The 16,496-nt window shown below is 33.1% G+C and carries 15 protein-coding genes; 7 read left to right on the plus strand and 8 right to left on the minus strand.

Features of this window, described 5'->3' with window-relative positions:
* Positions 1-15: 15 nt before the first annotated feature.
* The 3 genes from serS (at position 16) to Fokcrypt_RS01830 (ending at position 3,000) form a co-directional block, all read left to right on the plus strand.
* The gene (serS, locus tag Fokcrypt_RS01820; RefSeq protein WP_323722497.1) at positions 16-1,314 is read left to right on the plus strand and encodes a serine--tRNA ligase; all 1,299 of its coding nucleotides are present in this window, start codon (positions 16-18) and stop codon (positions 1,312-1,314) included.
* Between the two features lie 208 nt (positions 1,315-1,522).
* The gene (locus Fokcrypt_RS01825) at positions 1,523-2,125 is read left to right on the plus strand and encodes a DUF2460 domain-containing protein (protein ID WP_323722498.1); all 603 of its coding nucleotides are present in this window, start codon (positions 1,523-1,525) and stop codon (positions 2,123-2,125) included.
* Complete coding sequence (locus Fokcrypt_RS01830) at positions 2,122-3,000, plus strand: baseplate hub domain-containing protein (protein WP_323722499.1); 879 nt, start codon at positions 2,122-2,124, stop codon at positions 2,998-3,000. Before Fokcrypt_RS01825 ends, Fokcrypt_RS01830 begins: the two co-directional genes overlap by 4 nt.
* Before the next feature lie 63 nt (positions 3,001-3,063).
* Here the strand turns inward: Fokcrypt_RS01830 and Fokcrypt_RS01835 are convergent, their stop codons facing one another.
* Both Fokcrypt_RS01835 and Fokcrypt_RS01840 read right to left on the minus strand, forming a co-directional pair.
* A complete protein-coding gene (locus Fokcrypt_RS01835) occupies positions 3,064-3,537 on the minus strand; it encodes an OmpA family protein (RefSeq protein ID WP_323722500.1) in 474 nt (157 codons plus the stop codon).
* Between the two features lie 27 nt (positions 3,538-3,564).
* Complete coding sequence (locus Fokcrypt_RS01840) at positions 3,565-3,840, minus strand: HU family DNA-binding protein (RefSeq protein ID WP_323722501.1); 276 nt, start codon at positions 3,838-3,840, stop codon at positions 3,565-3,567.
* Between the two features lie 248 nt (positions 3,841-4,088).
* Here Fokcrypt_RS01840 and Fokcrypt_RS01845 point away from each other — a divergent pair, with 248 nt between their 5' ends.
* Together Fokcrypt_RS01845 and Fokcrypt_RS01850 are read left to right on the plus strand one after the other, a co-directional pair.
* Positions 4,089-6,062, plus strand: coding sequence for a sensor histidine kinase (locus Fokcrypt_RS01845; protein WP_323722502.1), 1,974 nt, complete (start codon positions 4,089-4,091; stop codon positions 6,060-6,062).
* Positions 6,063-6,064: 2 nt separating this feature from the next.
* Positions 6,065-6,976 carry a cell envelope integrity protein TolA gene (locus Fokcrypt_RS01850; RefSeq protein ID WP_323722503.1) on the plus strand — a complete coding sequence of 304 codons (912 nt, stop codon included), beginning with the start codon at positions 6,065-6,067 and terminating at the stop codon, positions 6,974-6,976.
* 338 nt (positions 6,977-7,314) lie between these two features.
* Here Fokcrypt_RS01850 and Fokcrypt_RS01855 read toward each other — a convergent pair whose 3' ends face one another.
* The 3 genes from Fokcrypt_RS01855 to trxB all read right to left on the minus strand — a co-directional run bounded on the left by Fokcrypt_RS01855 (position 7,315) and on the right by trxB (position 10,251).
* The gene (locus Fokcrypt_RS01855; protein WP_323722504.1) at positions 7,315-8,562 is read right to left on the minus strand and encodes a nucleoside transporter C-terminal domain-containing protein; all 1,248 of its coding nucleotides are present in this window, start codon (positions 8,560-8,562) and stop codon (positions 7,315-7,317) included.
* Positions 8,563-8,565: 3 nt separating this feature from the next.
* Positions 8,566-9,234: a uridine kinase gene (gene udk / locus Fokcrypt_RS01860; RefSeq protein ID WP_323722505.1), complete on the minus strand. Its 669-nt coding sequence runs from the start codon at positions 9,232-9,234 to the stop codon at positions 8,566-8,568.
* An 81-nt stretch (positions 9,235-9,315) separates the two neighbouring features.
* The gene (trxB, locus tag Fokcrypt_RS01865; protein ID WP_323722506.1) at positions 9,316-10,251 is read right to left on the minus strand and encodes a thioredoxin-disulfide reductase; all 936 of its coding nucleotides are present in this window, start codon (positions 10,249-10,251) and stop codon (positions 9,316-9,318) included.
* A 219-nt stretch (positions 10,252-10,470) separates the two neighbouring features.
* Here trxB and Fokcrypt_RS01870 point away from each other — a divergent pair, with 219 nt between their 5' ends.
* Entirely contained in the window at positions 10,471-11,652 is a 1,182-nt protein-coding gene (locus Fokcrypt_RS01870) for a beta/alpha barrel domain-containing protein (protein WP_323722507.1), read from the plus strand.
* A 1,056-nt stretch (positions 11,653-12,708) separates the two neighbouring features.
* Here the strand turns inward: Fokcrypt_RS01870 and Fokcrypt_RS01875 are convergent.
* The 3 genes from Fokcrypt_RS01875 to rpmG form a co-directional block, all read right to left on the minus strand.
* Positions 12,709-14,337 (minus strand): Hsp60 family chaperonin, encoded by a 1,629-nt coding sequence (locus Fokcrypt_RS01875; RefSeq protein ID WP_323722508.1) that lies wholly within the window; start codon positions 14,335-14,337, stop codon positions 12,709-12,711.
* Between the two features lie 44 nt (positions 14,338-14,381).
* A complete protein-coding gene (locus tag Fokcrypt_RS01880) occupies positions 14,382-14,678 on the minus strand; it encodes a co-chaperone GroES (RefSeq protein WP_323722509.1) in 297 nt (98 codons plus the stop codon).
* A gap of 118 nt (positions 14,679-14,796) precedes the next feature.
* Positions 14,797-14,985 carry a 50S ribosomal protein L33 gene (gene rpmG / locus Fokcrypt_RS01885; protein ID WP_323722510.1) on the minus strand — a complete coding sequence of 63 codons (189 nt, stop codon included), beginning with the start codon at positions 14,983-14,985 and terminating at the stop codon, positions 14,797-14,799.
* Positions 14,986-15,577: 592 nt separating this feature from the next.
* On the opposite strand from rpmG, the gene Fokcrypt_RS01890 reads away from it, so the two are divergent.
* Positions 15,578-16,483: a uracil-DNA glycosylase gene (locus Fokcrypt_RS01890; RefSeq protein ID WP_323722511.1), complete on the plus strand. Its 906-nt coding sequence runs from the start codon at positions 15,578-15,580 to the stop codon at positions 16,481-16,483.
* The last annotated feature ends 13 nt before the right edge of the window (positions 16,484-16,496 follow it).

Genomic DNA, 16,496 nt, shown 5'->3' on the forward strand with positions numbered 1-16,496 from the left:
TTTTAGCGTCTTAATATGTATAATGTAGAATATATTAGAAATTTTCCTGCAGATTTTGATGATATGATGAGAAAGAGAAAATTACCTTCTCTTTCCGCAGAGGTAATACAGATGCATGATGAGTTAAAGAAGAAAAAAAGCATTTTGCAGGATTTAAATACGCAGAAAAATGAAATAGCTTCGCAAATTGCGATTATTAAAAGGAGTAGTGCAGACTATGAAAAAGAAGAAATGCTGACAAGAAATGCTGAAAATATCAGAGCTTTGATAGTAGATGCATCAGCAAAAGTTGCAAAAGAGGAGAGTGCATTTAAGGCATTTCTTTCAAAAATTCCCAATATATTAGATAGTAGAGTGCCGGAGGGAGAAGGAGAGAGTGATAATGTTGTTATTAAAGAAGTAGGAGAGAAAAAGCATTTTACCTTCGAACCTATGCAGCATTTTGAAATAGGAGAAAATTTACGCAGTATGAATTTTGAAAAAGCAGCGGAAATTTCTGGTTCTAGATTTGTACATCTCTATGGCGATCTAGCTATTCTTGAAAGAGCATTAACTAATTTTATGTTAGATCATCACAGAAAAAATGGATTCTTAGAGATGTCAGTACCTGTACTTGTTAAAGAAGATGCTATGTTTAATGCTGGGCAATTGCCAAAATTTGATGCTGAATCTTTTAAGTGTGATTCTTTGTATAGGTTAATACCGACGGCTGAGGTGCCATTAGTAAATTTACTTTCCGCCTGTGATGTGGATATCACATCTTTACCTAAAAGATTTATGAGTCATACTCAATGTTTTCGTTCAGAAGCTGGTAGCGCAGGGAAGGATACTAGAGGAATGATTCGCGTACATCAATTTTCTAAAGTCGAATTGGTTACTATCACGAGTGAGGATACAAGTGAATTTGAGCATCAGCATATGCTTAATAGTATCGAGATATTAATGCAATCTTTAGGTTTGCATTATAGAGTAGTTTTATTGTGTAGCGGTGATATAGGTTTCACCTCTGCTTTGACATATGACATAGAAGTATGGCTTCCAGGGCAAAAAAAATATAGAGAAATATCTAGTTGCTCGAATTGTATTGATTTTCAATCAAGGAGGATGCTTGGAAGATATTTTGTAAAAGATAGTAATAAAAAGAAAATTTATACCTTCTTGCATACTTTAAATGGATCTGGCGTAGCAGTAGGAAGGGCTTTGGTAGCTGTTCTTGAAAATTACCAGAATGAAGATGGTACAGTAGACGTGCCTGAAGTATTAATACCTTACTGTAACGGGTTGAAAAAAATTGTTCCTAATAAAAATTTCTGAAAAACACTCCCGCTTTCAAGATATATACCATATCAATGTGATGTAATCTCGTGATGCTATGGTATTTCCTATCTATAATCTTAATATAATCGATGCTATTCCTTAGGTAATTTACAGCATTTAGATAGAGATTTTCTATTCCTTAGATAGAGTTTATGTAATTGTAAATAAAATGTAATAATTCTAATTTTATTGATGAAATTCAAGAATGAATAAAGATTTTATAGATATCAGATTGCCAACGTCGCTAATAACTAAAGCAGTTAAATGTGTTGAGTATGTTAATATGGTACATCAAATGTTAAAACATGAGCTAAATGATACGATGTGTGTACATTCTAGGATGAGATATATTGTAACACCGTTTTTAGTAGATCATGGAGATGTCGAGGAATTAGTATCTTTTTTTCGAGTATGTAGGGGGAGCTTATATACATTTCGATTTAAAGATATTTCTGATTACAAAGCAATAAAGGAGATAATAACGTATTCTGATGAGAAGAGAAAAGAATATCACATAAGAAAACGATATTATATTAATCGACATTTTGAATTCAGGTATATTAAGAAAATTGTGCCTGATACTGTAGAGATTTTTATCAATAACGAAAAAGTAGATTCTAAAAGATATGAAGTGGATCATAATAACGGAATAATTTCCTTTTATGATTCATTAACGGATGATTTACTGATAACTTGTTCATTTGAATTTGATGTACTAGTAAGATTTGTACAAGATTCTTTACGTATAGAAATGCATAATCCAGGGAAATTTCATTGTGATAATATTGAATTAATTGAAGTAATATGAGTTATATTCCTAATTTAAGTGCATTATGCTTGAAGGTGATATTACGAAATAATGGTATATTAGGCTTTACAAATTGTGATCAAAGTTTCAATTTCGAAGGCGTATTGTATCAAGGAAGTAGTATGAGAAATATCAGTAAAATTACAAAAACTTCAGATTTGTTAGATGAAGGATTTAATTTAGAGATAAAATTACCACATCATATATTAGACGTATTTAATGTAATGGACGAAGTATACGATAATAGTACAATTTCTTTATTCTCTTTACAGTTGGAAAATGCTGATAAAGAATATAGAATGAGAAATAGTAAAAGTACTAAGATATATAGTGGTACTATAAAAAGCATCACATTGAATGAACAATGGAGTACTATAGAGATATCAAGTTTTAAAGAGTTTTTTAAAAAAATACCAACGAATATATATTCTGCATCGTGTAGAGCTGATTTTTGCGATAATTTTTGTAAGAAGGATAAAGAATCGTATATAATGAAAAATCTTGTTATTAAAGATATTGAATTACGTAATAGGATATACTGTTCAGGTGTGAGGGAATATTTTAACGCTCTCAATATAGCAAATTCTGGTATTTCTCGTACTGATTACTTAAGAATTCTAAATTATGGTCATGTGATATTTCATCGTACTGTGTTATCCGAAGATATGTGTTTTCCGGTTCAGATAATAGCATTCCGAGAGAGTTTAGATCGTATATCTATCATAGAGTTAACGAAAAAAATTCCTACTTTCGTTACGCTGACTGACAGTTTTGATTTAGTATGCGGTTGTGATAAAACGATGCACATGTGTAGCAACACATTTCAAAATGCAATAAATTTCAGGGGAGAACCTTACCTATCAAACGCTGCTTAATACAAGCACATCCCCTCGCCATTGGTGAGGAGATGCGTTCTTAGAAAAAAAGAGAGATGGCAATTATTTATTATTTACTACACCTCTTCTATTTTGAGCTCTACCTTCAGGTGTACCATTGTCAGCAACAGGCATAGAGTTGCCGTAACTTATTATGGTTAGTCTTTCAGCTGCGATACCTCCCTTTTCAGTGAGATATTGTTTTATGCTGTTTGCACGTCTTTCACCAAGGCCTATATTGTATTTTTCAGTACCAATTGAATCAGTGTGACCTTCTACAACTACGGAAGCTTTTGGATATTTCTTCAGAAGTTCAGATACATGATCAAGTTTTTGTCTGTCAGAGTTATCTAAATTGTACTTATCGAAGTCAAAGTATATGACATTAGTATGAGACTTCAATAGTGCTTGAGCGAGTTCTCCGTCAGAAGATGTTAGAGCAGTACCATCCTCTAATGTGGGAACGTCTGTTTTGCATCCTGCACAAGCGGTGAGCGATAGAGCTGCAACGCCAAAAATAAATAGTTGTTTAAACATGATAAAATAAAAGTTATTAAAAATTAATTATTCATTAATTACGTCTTGGAGAGCTTTTCCAGGAGCGAATTTAACGCGATGCATTGAAGGGATTTCCATTGCTTCGCCAGTTCTAGGATTGTTCACCATGCGACTTTTGGAAAATTTTACGAAGAATGAACCAAATCCAAGCATTTTTACTTCTTCCTTCCGTTTTAGGGCATTCTTCCATATATCCAATAACGAATCCAAGAATGCGCTAGCTTGTACTTTCGTTATGTTGTTAGCAGAGGCTAATTCTGCAATAAGATCAGTCTTATTCACTATACGTATCTTACAAAAATTTTACATAGACAAGAGGTGAAGCAAAGCTTATTCTCGTCATACGAATATATGTTAAAATATATTTAAAGACAAAACAATAGGTAAATAGGGATATTCAGTAGAAATGATAAAAGATTTTGACAGATATCACAGCTACAGCTTAAACATATAGTTATAATAAAGCATTTAATGATAACTTATCTTAAATTTTTTTAACAAAAAAAATCAACACAATCGATACCATTCGTATGCTATCTATAACTTCATATGTTAAAAATCAATCTCTGAGACTTAAGATCCTATTGATGGTAATAGGCGGAGTTTTGACAACAATAGTACTTTCTAGTGTTCTTGGTAGTGTATATTACTATCTTGGAGTAGAGAAATATTTCGAAACTCAAATCAAAAACAGTATACGTAGAACGGCAGAGGTTTCGCAACTCTATTTGAATGAGCATGTCAAAACAATAAAAGTTGATGCCCTGATGGCTTCAGTAGAGATCGAAAAGTATTTTATGAAGCTGACAGTAGATCAGGAGTATGGCACCAAGGTACTAGATTTTATAGCGAATATGCAAAATTTATCAGATATTATGATATTTAATGCAGAACAGACAGTATTACAAACTTCTTGGAGTATTTTTACTATTTTTTTAGATCCTATTTTATTGCGAGAAGCATTGCCAATAGTGGATAAAGGAGAAATATTTGTATACAAGAGCAAGGTTGAAAATAAAGTTCACGCGATTGTGAAATTACGTACTCAGTATGATTTTTTACCACTGTACGTCATCATAGGCAGATATATAGACCCAGAAATTGTTAAGCACCTAGATGATACGAAGATTTTAACTACTTTGTATGAGGAGTCTATTTCTCATATGAGGAGTATTAGAATAAAAGTACTTTTTGCGTTTATTATAGGATCGTTGTTAATACTATGTATAACGTTCTTTATAGCGAATAAATTGTCTTATCTTATTATAGATCCTCTATCTTCGCTAATAAGAGCAACTAGATCGATAAAGAAAGGAGATTATAATTTTTCCCTTCCAAAAATGAAATATAGTGGAGAATTATATGCTCTCTCGAAGGCTTTTAGTAGTATGTCAGAAAAAATAGCTACTCAGCATAAAATACTTGTTGATGTGAATAATGCATTGGAAGCTAGGAAAAAATTTACTGAAACTATCATTTCTGAAATGTTATCAGGAATTATAGTGCTTAATAATAGAAATGAAGTATTGATATGCAATAATGCTGCATGTGCTATTTTATGTGTAGATGATTTTGTTCAGTTAGGTAGTAATGTATTTCCTGAAATATCTGACTTGCTTTCAGAAGTACATATGAAAGAAAAATGGGATAAAGAATCGATGTATCCTCATTATATTAACATTATAAGAAATGGTGATACGAAAAATCTATCAGTAAAATTATGCTATATTTACGGAGATGAGCAATTGGAGAATATCATTATAGCTTTAGAAGATATTACGGAAGTTAATTTAGTAAATAAGTTGAAAGCATGGAGTGAGGTAGCTAAGAAAGTAGCACATGAAATAAAAAATCCTCTTACTCCTATACAACTTGCTATAGAGCATATTGAAGCTACTCTCATTACGAAAATTCCAGAAGAAGAGCAACATGCTCTTAAAAAATACGTTAATATTGTACTGTCTAAAATTGAAGATATTAAAAAAATGCTCATACAATTTCTTAGTGCAAGAGTTTCAAAGGCAAAGTTAGCACCATGTAATATTTATGATATATGTAGTGAAGTGATGATTTTAGAGCAAAAAGCGAATGTAGATATTATGTATGAATTATGTTCAACCGAAGTAGCGATATATGTAGATTGCGATAGAAATCAAATACATCAAGTAATGATAAATCTTTTGCAAAATGCTGCAAATGCTATCTGTAGTGCAGAAGGTACTATTATGCAAAAACGTATTCGCATCTCAATTGCTAATGAGAATGGGTATGTTATAACGTCAGTGGAAGATACTGGAAGTGGGGTTTTATTTGATGAAATTGGTAATCCAACTGCGAAGAGTAAAAAGGGTTTTGGGCTTGGGTTATCAATAGTAAGATCGATAATAGCAGAACATAATGGGATGTTTAATATTATGAATAATGCTAATGGTTGTGGTGCTATAGCAATTTTTAAGCTAATCTCTAGTAAAGCTGATGCATTTAGTGCGCATGATAGTCAGTAAATATGAAGCGACAAATAGTAATCTCTGTAATACTACATTGTATATGTATTGTAGTAGTTAGTTTCTTTTCTTTGTTGAAAATTAATGAAGAAAAACGAATTCAAAGTTCTTTGATGAAGATGAGTATCGCACCGATGATTCCAATGCAAGAAGAACGAAGTAGTGCTCTAGTAGAATTTGACAAAGTATATCAAAGTGTTGAGGAACGTACTTTTAATAGCAGCTCAAATTCAACAGAAAATATACAAATTGATGAACAAGCAAGAGAAGTAGTAAGTGAGAAAAAGCAACTAGTAGAGGAAAAAAAGCAATTAACAGAAGAGAAAAAGCAATTAGTAGAGGAGAAAAAAGTAGAAAAACATAAAGTCAATATTAGTAAGAAAAATAAAGATTCACCAAAAAAGGAAAAGTTAAGTAGTAAAAATTCATCAAAAAAAGAGAAGTTAGGCAGTAAAAATTCACCAAAAAAAGAGAAGGTAGAGATTGCAAAAGAAGATAGAAAGAAAAAAAGTATAATTTCTAAAAAAGATGTAAAAAAGAATCAGAATAATAATGGACGGAAAAAAGAGAAAAATGTAAGTGAAGAGAGTGGTTTTGTTGGGGATGGCATATCAGATGAAGAGAAAAATGCCATTATCAGTCAAATTAGTGAGAATTGGTATTTAGATTATCATCACACTAAGGATGTAATGCGTGTAAAAGTTTATATTAAAGTTTCTAGAAATGGGGACATATATGATATTAAAGTGGTAGAGCGTCATGGGATCGAAAGTAGTGCATATAGAAAATTTGTAAGCAATGCTATTTCAGCACTTGAAAACGCTTCTCCATTACGGAAGTTACCTTCGGTTAAAAAATATGATGAATGGAAGGAAATGGCAATTGAATTTGATTCTTCTGGTAATATTGGGTGAGGATATCACCTTATTGTAATAATATGAGTATCATGTATTGCTAATTAGGAGAATTAAAGAATGTATATGCGTTCACTTAGCCGTAACACCTATGATTATTGTAGTGCAAGTTTTGTAGCATTCATATTTTATTCTGTGTAGTTCACGATATTAGTATGAAAGTACTTTTCAGATGTCGAAATTTAAAAATAAGAACTTACGTAATTGCACATAATTATTATTAATATTTTAATTACCGTAGGAATGTATTGATTTCACGACGATTTTTCCAGGCAATTAAAAGCTATGTTATTATGTTAATATTACTTAAAGAGAAGAAAAGTATGAGATCTGTGGTTTTACATACTAGCTAAGTTCAGCCAAAACGAAGCTAAAGAAGCCGTGCTAAGCGTACATAATATAGCTGCCATCAATGCTTTCAATATGAATCCAGCTACTTCGTTTTTTCTATCTGGAAGGTAATTAGCATATATGACAACTATTAAGCTTGTGCTACCAATATTAGCGAAATTAGAGCATGCATAAATGAGTATTAGTATTGTATTATGTGATATTACGTTACGATAAAGAAGCATATCATTGAATGCTAGAAGCTCATTTAATGCAATTTTAGTACCGATAATACTAGCAGCGATATGGCATTCAGATATTGGAATACCAAGAAGTAAAGCAATTGGTGTAAAAGCAAAACCTAGTATTTTCTGAATGCTAAGACTGTATCCTAATAGAGTTGAGAATGTATGAATAAGTTCATTAAGTAATGATATTAGTGCTACCATACCTATAATTATTGCAATTATTATAGCACAAGTTTTAGAGCCATCGATTATTCCATCTTGTATTACATCCATGATATTAGTATTACGGGTGCTTTTTATGTTTTGGGGTTTAAAAGTAAGATCGGCGTGATACGGCATCATCATTCTTCCGATTGTAATTACTGCAGGAGATGATATGACTATAGACGACAATATGTGTGTGATAGCATTTTCTACTACTGTGGAAAGTATACTGTCATATACTGTTATGATTGCTATTGAAGAAAATGCTAATCCAGCAGTACATACTGTGAAAAGTTCACCTTTAGATAATAATCCAAGATATGGCTTATTTATCATAGCTGAAAAATTTTTATCGGTAAGCAAAGTAGCAGATATGCTCATCGATAATACTGTCGGTATTCTCATAATGCTTTTGTAGAAAACCGACAAAAATATCATGATTTTTTGTAATATACCTAAATGAAGCAGAATAGAGCAAAAGGTCGATACAACAATTAATGAAGGTAAGCCATGTAGTGCAAGTATAAATCCAAGATTGTTCTTTTGTGGTTCGAGAGCTAATTCTCCGAATACAGTAGTTACACCAACATTAGTAGCTTTTGTAATTACCTCAAAACCATTATTTAGAAATTTAAAAAATGATATTATAACCGGAACCTTCAGTATTAAAAAAGATAAGACTACTTGTGCTACTATACCAAATGCGATAGTAGTAAATTTGATAGATTTCTTGTCAGAACTAAGAAAGAATGCACACGAATATATAAGAAAAAAAAGTACTAATGGTAGTAAAAGCTGATGCATAATTTATAAGATTGAGGAATGTAGTGCCGTTGTTTCTAGATGATTATTCTTAGAAAGATTTAATATACTTTTTATTTTTTCCTCTATAATATTTACTGCAACTTCATTTTTTCCTCCATGAGGTACTATGATATCGGCATGTATTTTAGAAGGTTGTACGTATTTCAAAAACATCGGCCTAGTGCTATCTTTATATTGTTGAATGGTACCTTCTGCAGTACGACCACGTTCTTGAATGTCTCTTACTATCCTTCTAGAAAGGCATATATCAAGCGGAGTGTCTATATATATACTAATATCCAGTGTATTTCTTAATTTTTCATCATGTAACAATAAGATACCTTCTACTACAAGGACAGAACAAGCGCAAATTAACTTAGTGAATGCGGAGCGAGTGCTTCTTACATAGTCGTATGTAGGAGCTTCAACTGAAGTACCGCATCTGAGTTGCATTATGTGATCAGCAAGCAGCTCATGCTCAAATGCAGCCGGCTGATCGTAGTTAGTTTTTTTTCTCTCTTCTAGGGAGAGGTGATCTTGAGAACGGTAATACATATCCTCAGATATTACACTCACATCGGAGGACTTGAAATTTCTAACGATAGTAGAGGCGAAAAGGCTCTTCCCGCTACCAGAAGCACCGGAAATTCCTATTACAACACATTTCTTCATGAGAGAGTAGAAGATTTTGGGGATTGTACCGGCTAGATGAAAGTGTGTCAATAGTGAGGTATATTTCTCCGTAATGTGATTTTATAGTGTGCTACTTAAGTATTTCTCCGCATCTAATGCAGCTATACAGCCACTTCCTGCAGAAGTGATAGCTTGCCTATAAATTTTATCTTGTACATCTCCAGCCGCGAACACACCGCTTATGTTAGTAATAGAAGTACCTGCTTGTGTTTTAATGTAACCATCATTATCTAAATCAATTTGCCCTCGAAAAAGATCTGTATTAGGTTTGTGTCCGATTGCAATAAATACACCATTAATTGGAAGAGTAGAAATTGTACCAGCAACGGCATTCTTGATATTGAGAGCTGTAACGGACTTAGGATTATCATCCCCTATTATCTCATCTACTACATGATTCCAAATAATATTTATTTTTGGATGATTTATAACTCGTTGTTGCATCGTCATATCACCTCTGAATGCACCTCTTCTATGTATAAGAGTGACTTTAGATGCGTGATTACATAGGTATAGAGCTTCTTCTAATGCTGTATTCCCACCACCTACTACGGCTACTTCTTTTCCCCTATAGAAGAATCCGTCACATGTAGCACAGCCCGAAACTCCATATCCTCTAAATTTATTCTCACTAGGTAAATTAAGCCATTTTGCTACTGCACCGGTAGCTATTATCAATGCATCTGTGTACATTTTAGAGTTATTTGCGGTTATAATTTCGAATGGAGAAGTCTTTAAATTAACCGATGTCGCTGTATCCTCTATTATTTTTACACCTACGTTTTTTGCATGTTCTTCCATTTGTTCCATTAACCATGAACCTTGTACGGGTTTAGGAAAGCCTGTGTAATTCTCCACATCAGTAGTTGTAGTGAGTTGTCCTCCTTTGGATGCTCCAGTGAGTAATATTGGTTCTAAGCATGCTCTTGCAGCGTATATTCCTGCTGTGTACCCAGCTGGACCAGAGCCAAGTATAAGAATTTTGCTTTTTATCATATCTATCAATGTTTAAGCGACGATTTACTATTCTAATGCTAAACGAATTTTACGGAAAAAAACATATAAATCACTTTTAGAAAAAATGTAGATATCTATTTTGAATTGATGTGTGAATTTTTTACGTTGTACTCGCGTAATATGTAGGTTAAAGCTTTTGAAAGTAACATTTTTAGGTTATACTCGCATCATAGTTAGGGTAAGTTTTTTTATATAAGCATGACACATTCTCTAAGTGATATGATAAATCGCAATTATAAAGCAAGGAATGATGCTGTAAGAGATAATTTGTTAAAATTAGTCAATTGTGGTGTATGTAAAGATAAAAATGTCGTGATAATGGCAGTAGATCAAGGATTTGAACATGGCCCTCATAAGTCTTTTAGTAGTAATCCTGCCGCATATGATCCATCATATCATTTAAAGCTTGCAATTGAGTGTGGATTAAGTGCGATAGCAGCTCCATTAGGATTTATGGAGGTGCTTTATAACGATACAGAAGAGTATAAAAAGCTGCCAAAAATCCTAAAGCTAAATTCGAATTGTTCTGCAATTTACCCAAACAAGCGCGAGCATGTTCAAGCGTTATTGAGTACTCCTCAGGATGCAGAGAGATTAGGATGTATTGGAGTTGGAATTACTATATATCCTGGTACGAGTAGTAATACCAAAATGATGGAATATGCATCACGAATGATAGCGGAGGCTCGGGGATTAGGATTGTTTTCTGTGGTGTGGTCTTATCCACGTGGAGATGGTGTATTGGGGAAAGAGCAAAGTGTCGATAATGTATCACATGCGGTGCAGATAGCATGCCATCTTGGTGCTGACATAGTGAAGGTGAAAGTCCCTAAAGCAGAATTTAGATTGCTTGATCTGGAGAAATACATTACACGAATTAGGGTGAAATTTCACGAGTATAACGTGGATGAAAGATGTAGAATTGTCGCCGATAATGTTATTTCCGCAATCAAAGAGAAGCATATAGAGTGTAAAAATCGCGATGAGCTAAAAAAGTTTCCTGGTAAAGCTATCGGTAAAATTACAGCTATCATAGCACACTTTCCGGATTCCTTCTGCAAACAAGTGATAGAAATAATACATTCTATAGAAGTAGAAGAAGAGTTTTTACCATACGATGCTGATGCGATAAAGAAAGTCATGCAAGCTGCTTTTGACAGTAAGAGGATTGTGATATTTTCAGGTGGTGAGATAAAAGAAGAAAGTAGTGTAATACATGATGTAAAAGCTATAATAGCAGGAGGTGGTAATGGCTCCATAATAGGGAGAAATATTTTTCAAAGACCAAGAGATGAAGCGGTGGAGCTTTTAAAGCAAATTACAGATTTATATAGTGCTGAAGAAAAGCATAACGAAAGTAGTGAATGTGATGAAAAGTAGGGTATGGAAAGATTTGTTGTTATTGTAGATTCAATTTGTGGAATAGTTGTTTTAGAAAAGGAAGTTTTAGTATGTTTATTCTGATATAAGTAGGGATTGAAAATATTTGTATCAGGACGCGAGATATAAGTGTGATAATAGATGGTGCTGCTCAAAATATTTACGTGAGGATAGCGAAGATCTAAGGGCGATAGAGATAAAATATCCCATGAGTGAAGACTCTTTTTGTATCATGACTTTAGCTAGAGACTAAAGGGCGATAAATAAAATAGTGCAATAATGTTTATCTTATTTATAGCTTTCACTATACCTATGCTATCTTGTAATTGTGTGTTCCTACCATGAATTTACTTGAAAGTTACATCGAGAAAAAAAAAGAGCAATATCAGAACAACATCCTCGTTTTAAAATTTTTGAAGGTGGAAGCACGATATTATATATGTAGTTTTTTTGTATCAACTTTGCTCCACACAATATATAGGATTACTACTCTAGAGTAGAAGGTACTCTTACAGAATTATCGAAATTACATAATACAACACACAGCCAGTTGTTTGAGAATATCAAAAATAATTTTTTTAATAAGATAGCAATTGAATTAATCGAGAAAAGTTTTCCTAGTGGATTATAAAATGCATGAGCATGTATGCTGTTTTAATGGAAAAAGAGACAAATTCCCTGTAATATGAGATATTGCTTCAATAGGAATGAGTCTTTTTTTGTATTTCACAAAGGGGATAGCATGTTTATTTTCTAAAGTAAAATCTCTCTTAGAAAACAAAAAAAAACATATAGTTAAATATTTATTGAATCTTCAATTGAGCATTACTACAGGTATAGTTGATTTGTACTAGGCTTCAATTGATTTTATCGAGCTTTCAATATAACTAGCAAGTAACATTCAAGTGCACGTAAAGAGCCTATGATAAGCTAATGTCTAAACACATAGGGGAAAACATACCACTGCTTCCGCTGATATCAGAATCAGCCGAATTTTAGGAAAAAACGAAAGCAGTGGGAGAGATGATTTTCACTCCCCCACCACTCTATTTATTACTAATACATATCATCTCCATAATGAGGTGCTGCACCTGCATTACCTTGAGCTTTTTTATCTTCTATTTTAGTAATAATAGCGTTAGAAGCAAGTAACGTAGAAACTACAGAAACTACGTTCTTCAATACTTCTTCTGCAACACTAGCTGGGTCTAAAATACCATCTTTCCAAGCGTCTACATATTGTCTTGTTAAGACGTTATATACCATATTTTTATCATTAGACTCTAAGAGTTTATGAATAATGATAGCTGATTCTTCACCACCATTTTCGATAATAATTTTAGCGGGTCTAGAAAGAGCACGACTCAAAGCCTGTTTCCCTGCATTCTCTGCTTCTGTCAATCCAGTCATTTTCTCTAATTCTTTGCTTATCATTAAGAGAAGCTTACCTCCACCAGGTACTACACCACCCTTGATTGCAGCTTTTACAGCATTTATAGCATCTTCAAATCTATCTTTGCGTTCTCCTGCTTCCGCTTCGCTTATACCTCCAACTCTGATAATAGCTACACCACCTTTAAGTTTAGCTAATCTCTCTCTAAGTTTTTCTTTATCATAGTCAGATTTAGATAATGCTATTTCTTCCTGAATAAGATTAGCTCTAGCTTCGATTTTAGATTGGAATTTTCCCTTATTTGCAACAATGGTTGTATCATTTGCTGTCACAAGAATTTTTTCTGCTGAGCCTAAATGTTCCATAGTAGCATCTTCTAATTTCATGTCTAGCTCTTCCGTGATTACTGTAGCTCCAGTAATTACTGCTATATCTTCCATCACAGCTTTTCTTCTATCGCCAAAACCAGGTGCTTTTACTGGTACAACTTTTAAGCTACCTCTCATTTTGTTTACCAATAGCATAGTGATTACGTCATTATCGAAATCCTCAGCAATGAGCATGAGCGGTTTACCAGATTTTGCGACTACATTTAAAATATTTACGAGATCGGTAGCGTTGCTAACTTTTTTATCAACAAGCAGAACTAACACATCAGAGTATTCTACTTCTCTTCCAGTTGTAATAAAATAAGGAGAGACGTATCCTCTATCGAATTGCATTCCGTGTTTTACTTCAAGGGTACTTTCCATACTCTTTGACTGTTCTACAATTACGACACCATCTTCTCCAACCTCTTGGTACGCATCTTTTACCAACTTACCAGCATCTTGATCGTTGTTTGCAGAAATTGTTGCTACGTGTACCACTTCATCAGAATTAAATTTGATGTCTTTCTTCATTTTGTGAACCACCTTTATAGCTTCTTCTTTTGCTTTTTGCATACCAGATATAATTTCGTTAAATGGTATACCAAATGCTCTCATTCTAAAGCATTCCTTCAATAATGCACCAGCAACAGCAATAGTAGTAGTAGTTCCGTCTCCAACTTTATCGTTAGTTTGAGAAGCAGCTTCTTGAACTACCTTTACTGCCATGCTTTCTACTTTATCTTCTGGATCTACTTCTTTTGCTACAGTTACTCCGTCTTTTGTAACCTTAGGAGCTCCATATGAGCGTTCAATGATTACTACATTGCCTTTAGGCCCAAATGTAGTTTCGACTGCACTGACGAGTTTATCTACTCCGCTCAGTACTTTAGTTCCTATATCGAAAGATGTTTTAGTTGCCATCGTACAAAATTAATGAGTTAATTAAATATAATTTTTATTAGTGATTATTTCGAAATTTTAGCCAAAATATCACTTTCTGATAAAATTACCAATCCTGAATCCTTTTCTATTTCTGTACCAGCCCACTTCGTATATATTACTATATCACCAGCTTTTAGATCTATAGGAGAGGAAGGTTCGTTAGAGCCCTTATTTACAGCTTTTCCAACAGATATTACTTCACCTCTTGTAGGCTTCTCCTTCATATTATCAGGAATGATGATGCCCTCTGATTTTTCTTCAGTAATTCTCTTAATTAGAATTTTACCGGAATAAGGCGTTATGTTCTCTTTCATATTCATTTAATAGAAAATAAATCAAATTGAATTATGTAGATATTGAAAACAATAGTTCGCAACTATCTACAAGGATATATAGTAATGATTTCACACCTTTCAAGGGGAAAGTGAATAGAATGGCTTAGCCACTCATTTTTTTCTCTTTGAAAAGTATATGCTTTCTGAGTACAGGATCATACTTTTTGCAGTCTAAACTATATAATGACTTTGAGTTTTTTTTCCGTATGTAGAAAAAACCTGTATCTCCAGTGCTAATTAATCTACAGAGCATACTTTTTTTGCTCTTTTTACCTTTTTTTTTCGCTGCCATATTTACTAAGATAGATGAAACACGTACCGCAATTCTACTAATTTATATTAATATATCTAGACGATTTTATAGTGAATGCGATATTGATTGAAATTTTTTTGATATCACTGAGAAATTACGAAATGTAGATAGCTATTATTTCTGGCAGTTTCTAGAGGGTTTAGTATCTGATAGAGGTGAATTTTATAATAAGTCAAATACATAGGCAATCAAAAGAATTGGCAAGGCACTTATCAGAAGATACAACGAAATACCGATAAGAATACACGAAAAAGCAAAGAGAAAAGGGGAGAAAATAAGAAAACCCACTAAAAAAAGAAAAAACATAGTTCGGAAGAAGATGTACAATTTTTTTACATAATCAATAGATTACGAGATTTTGTCGTTTTTTATTCTGATAAAAAAACATGCCATCTTACTACAGTAAGTTCCGAAATAAAAACAGTGTTTTTTTATATCAACTGAAATTTACACCAAGTTGGTACAATATTTTAATTAGCAGTATGTTGACTTACTTATTAGCCTTTTATATCCCTAAGGTAGTGAAGGGGCTAGATCATGAGTCTAGTTATAGAAATCAAATTATCTGCTAATGGCAAACAATATACTACTTACAAAAGCGATGCTCGCTAGTATATGTATACAATTACATAAAATAGCTAATAATGCTATTAACACCAATTTTAGGTTTTTTGAGTTAGAATATGGGGAGAAAATGAGTGATATTATTTCGTCTTTTCAAAAATTAAGAGCAATGAATCACGAAAAAGTAGAAGGAGTTGTAAATAATCCCAAAGTTCCAGTTTCAAGCGATATGATAAAGGGTGAGATAAGTAAAAAAGTTGAAGACATAGCACCTGTTTCTAAAAATAAAGATAACGTAAATAATGAAATTCGAGAATTACTTAAAGAAATCTCAACAGTTGAAGAATTAAGAGATATAGTTATGAAATTTGAGGGATGTAAACTGAAATCAGGAGCTAATAATACGGTTTTTGCAGATGGCGAGCCTAGCTCTTCTATTATGATTGTAGGGGAGGCACCTGGGGAAAATGAGGATAAATACGGTATACCATTTTGCGGAGAAAGTGGAGCATTACTTGAACATATCTTCAAGAGTATGGGGCTTCAAAGGAAAGATATATATATTACAAATGCTATTTTTTATCGACCTCCTAGCAATAGAAAACCTACATCAGAAGAAATTGACATATGTCGTCCATTTGTACAAAAGCATATAGCGATAGTGAAGCCTAAGCTGTTGCTATTGATGGGAGCGACTGCGGCTGAATCAGTTTTGCACTATAAAGGGGCTTTAACGCCAATACACGGAAAAGTAATACGATACGGCAAGATGCATAATGATTACATTGCCGACAATGACATGCAACTTAATGTGGTACCATTATTTCATCCATCTTATATGCTTAGACAAGCTTTGTCTAAAAAAATTGTTTGGAATGCATTACTAAGAATAAAGCTTGAAATACTCAAGTAACTTATAATCTATA

It is taken from the genome of Candidatus Fokinia cryptica (genome assembly GCF_034359305.1).
Lineage (GTDB): Bacteria > Pseudomonadota > Alphaproteobacteria > Rickettsiales > Midichloriaceae > Fokinia > Fokinia crypta.

Coding starts and splice junctions, on each gene's coding strand:
- serS (WP_323722497.1), top strand. CDS start 16: ATGTATAATGTAGAATATATTAGAAATTTTCCTGCAGATTTTGATGAT.
- Fokcrypt_RS01825 (WP_323722498.1), top strand. CDS start 1,523: ATGAATAAAGATTTTATAGATATCAGATTGCCAACGTCGCTAATAACT.
- Fokcrypt_RS01830 (WP_323722499.1), top strand. CDS start 2,122: ATGAGTTATATTCCTAATTTAAGTGCATTATGCTTGAAGGTGATATTA.
- Fokcrypt_RS01835 (WP_323722500.1), bottom strand. CDS start 3,537: ATGTTTAAACAACTATTTATTTTTGGCGTTGCAGCTCTATCGCTCACC.
- Fokcrypt_RS01845 (WP_323722502.1), top strand. CDS start 4,089: ATGCTATCTATAACTTCATATGTTAAAAATCAATCTCTGAGACTTAAG.
- Fokcrypt_RS01850 (WP_323722503.1), top strand. CDS start 6,065: ATGAAGCGACAAATAGTAATCTCTGTAATACTACATTGTATATGTATT.
- Fokcrypt_RS01855 (WP_323722504.1), bottom strand. CDS start 8,562: ATGCATCAGCTTTTACTACCATTAGTACTTTTTTTTCTTATATATTCG.
- udk (WP_323722505.1), bottom strand. CDS start 9,234: ATGAAGAAATGTGTTGTAATAGGAATTTCCGGTGCTTCTGGTAGCGGG.
- trxB (WP_323722506.1), bottom strand. CDS start 10,251: ATGATAAAAAGCAAAATTCTTATACTTGGCTCTGGTCCAGCTGGGTAC.
- Fokcrypt_RS01870 (WP_323722507.1), top strand. CDS start 10,471: ATGACACATTCTCTAAGTGATATGATAAATCGCAATTATAAAGCAAGG.
- Fokcrypt_RS01875 (WP_323722508.1), bottom strand. CDS start 14,337: ATGGCAACTAAAACATCTTTCGATATAGGAACTAAAGTACTGAGCGGA.
- Fokcrypt_RS01880 (WP_323722509.1), bottom strand. CDS start 14,678: ATGAATATGAAAGAGAACATAACGCCTTATTCCGGTAAAATTCTAATT.
- rpmG (WP_323722510.1), bottom strand. CDS start 14,985: ATGGCAGCGAAAAAAAAAGGTAAAAAGAGCAAAAAAAGTATGCTCTGT.
- Fokcrypt_RS01890 (WP_323722511.1), top strand. CDS start 15,578: ATGGCAAACAATATACTACTTACAAAAGCGATGCTCGCTAGTATATGT.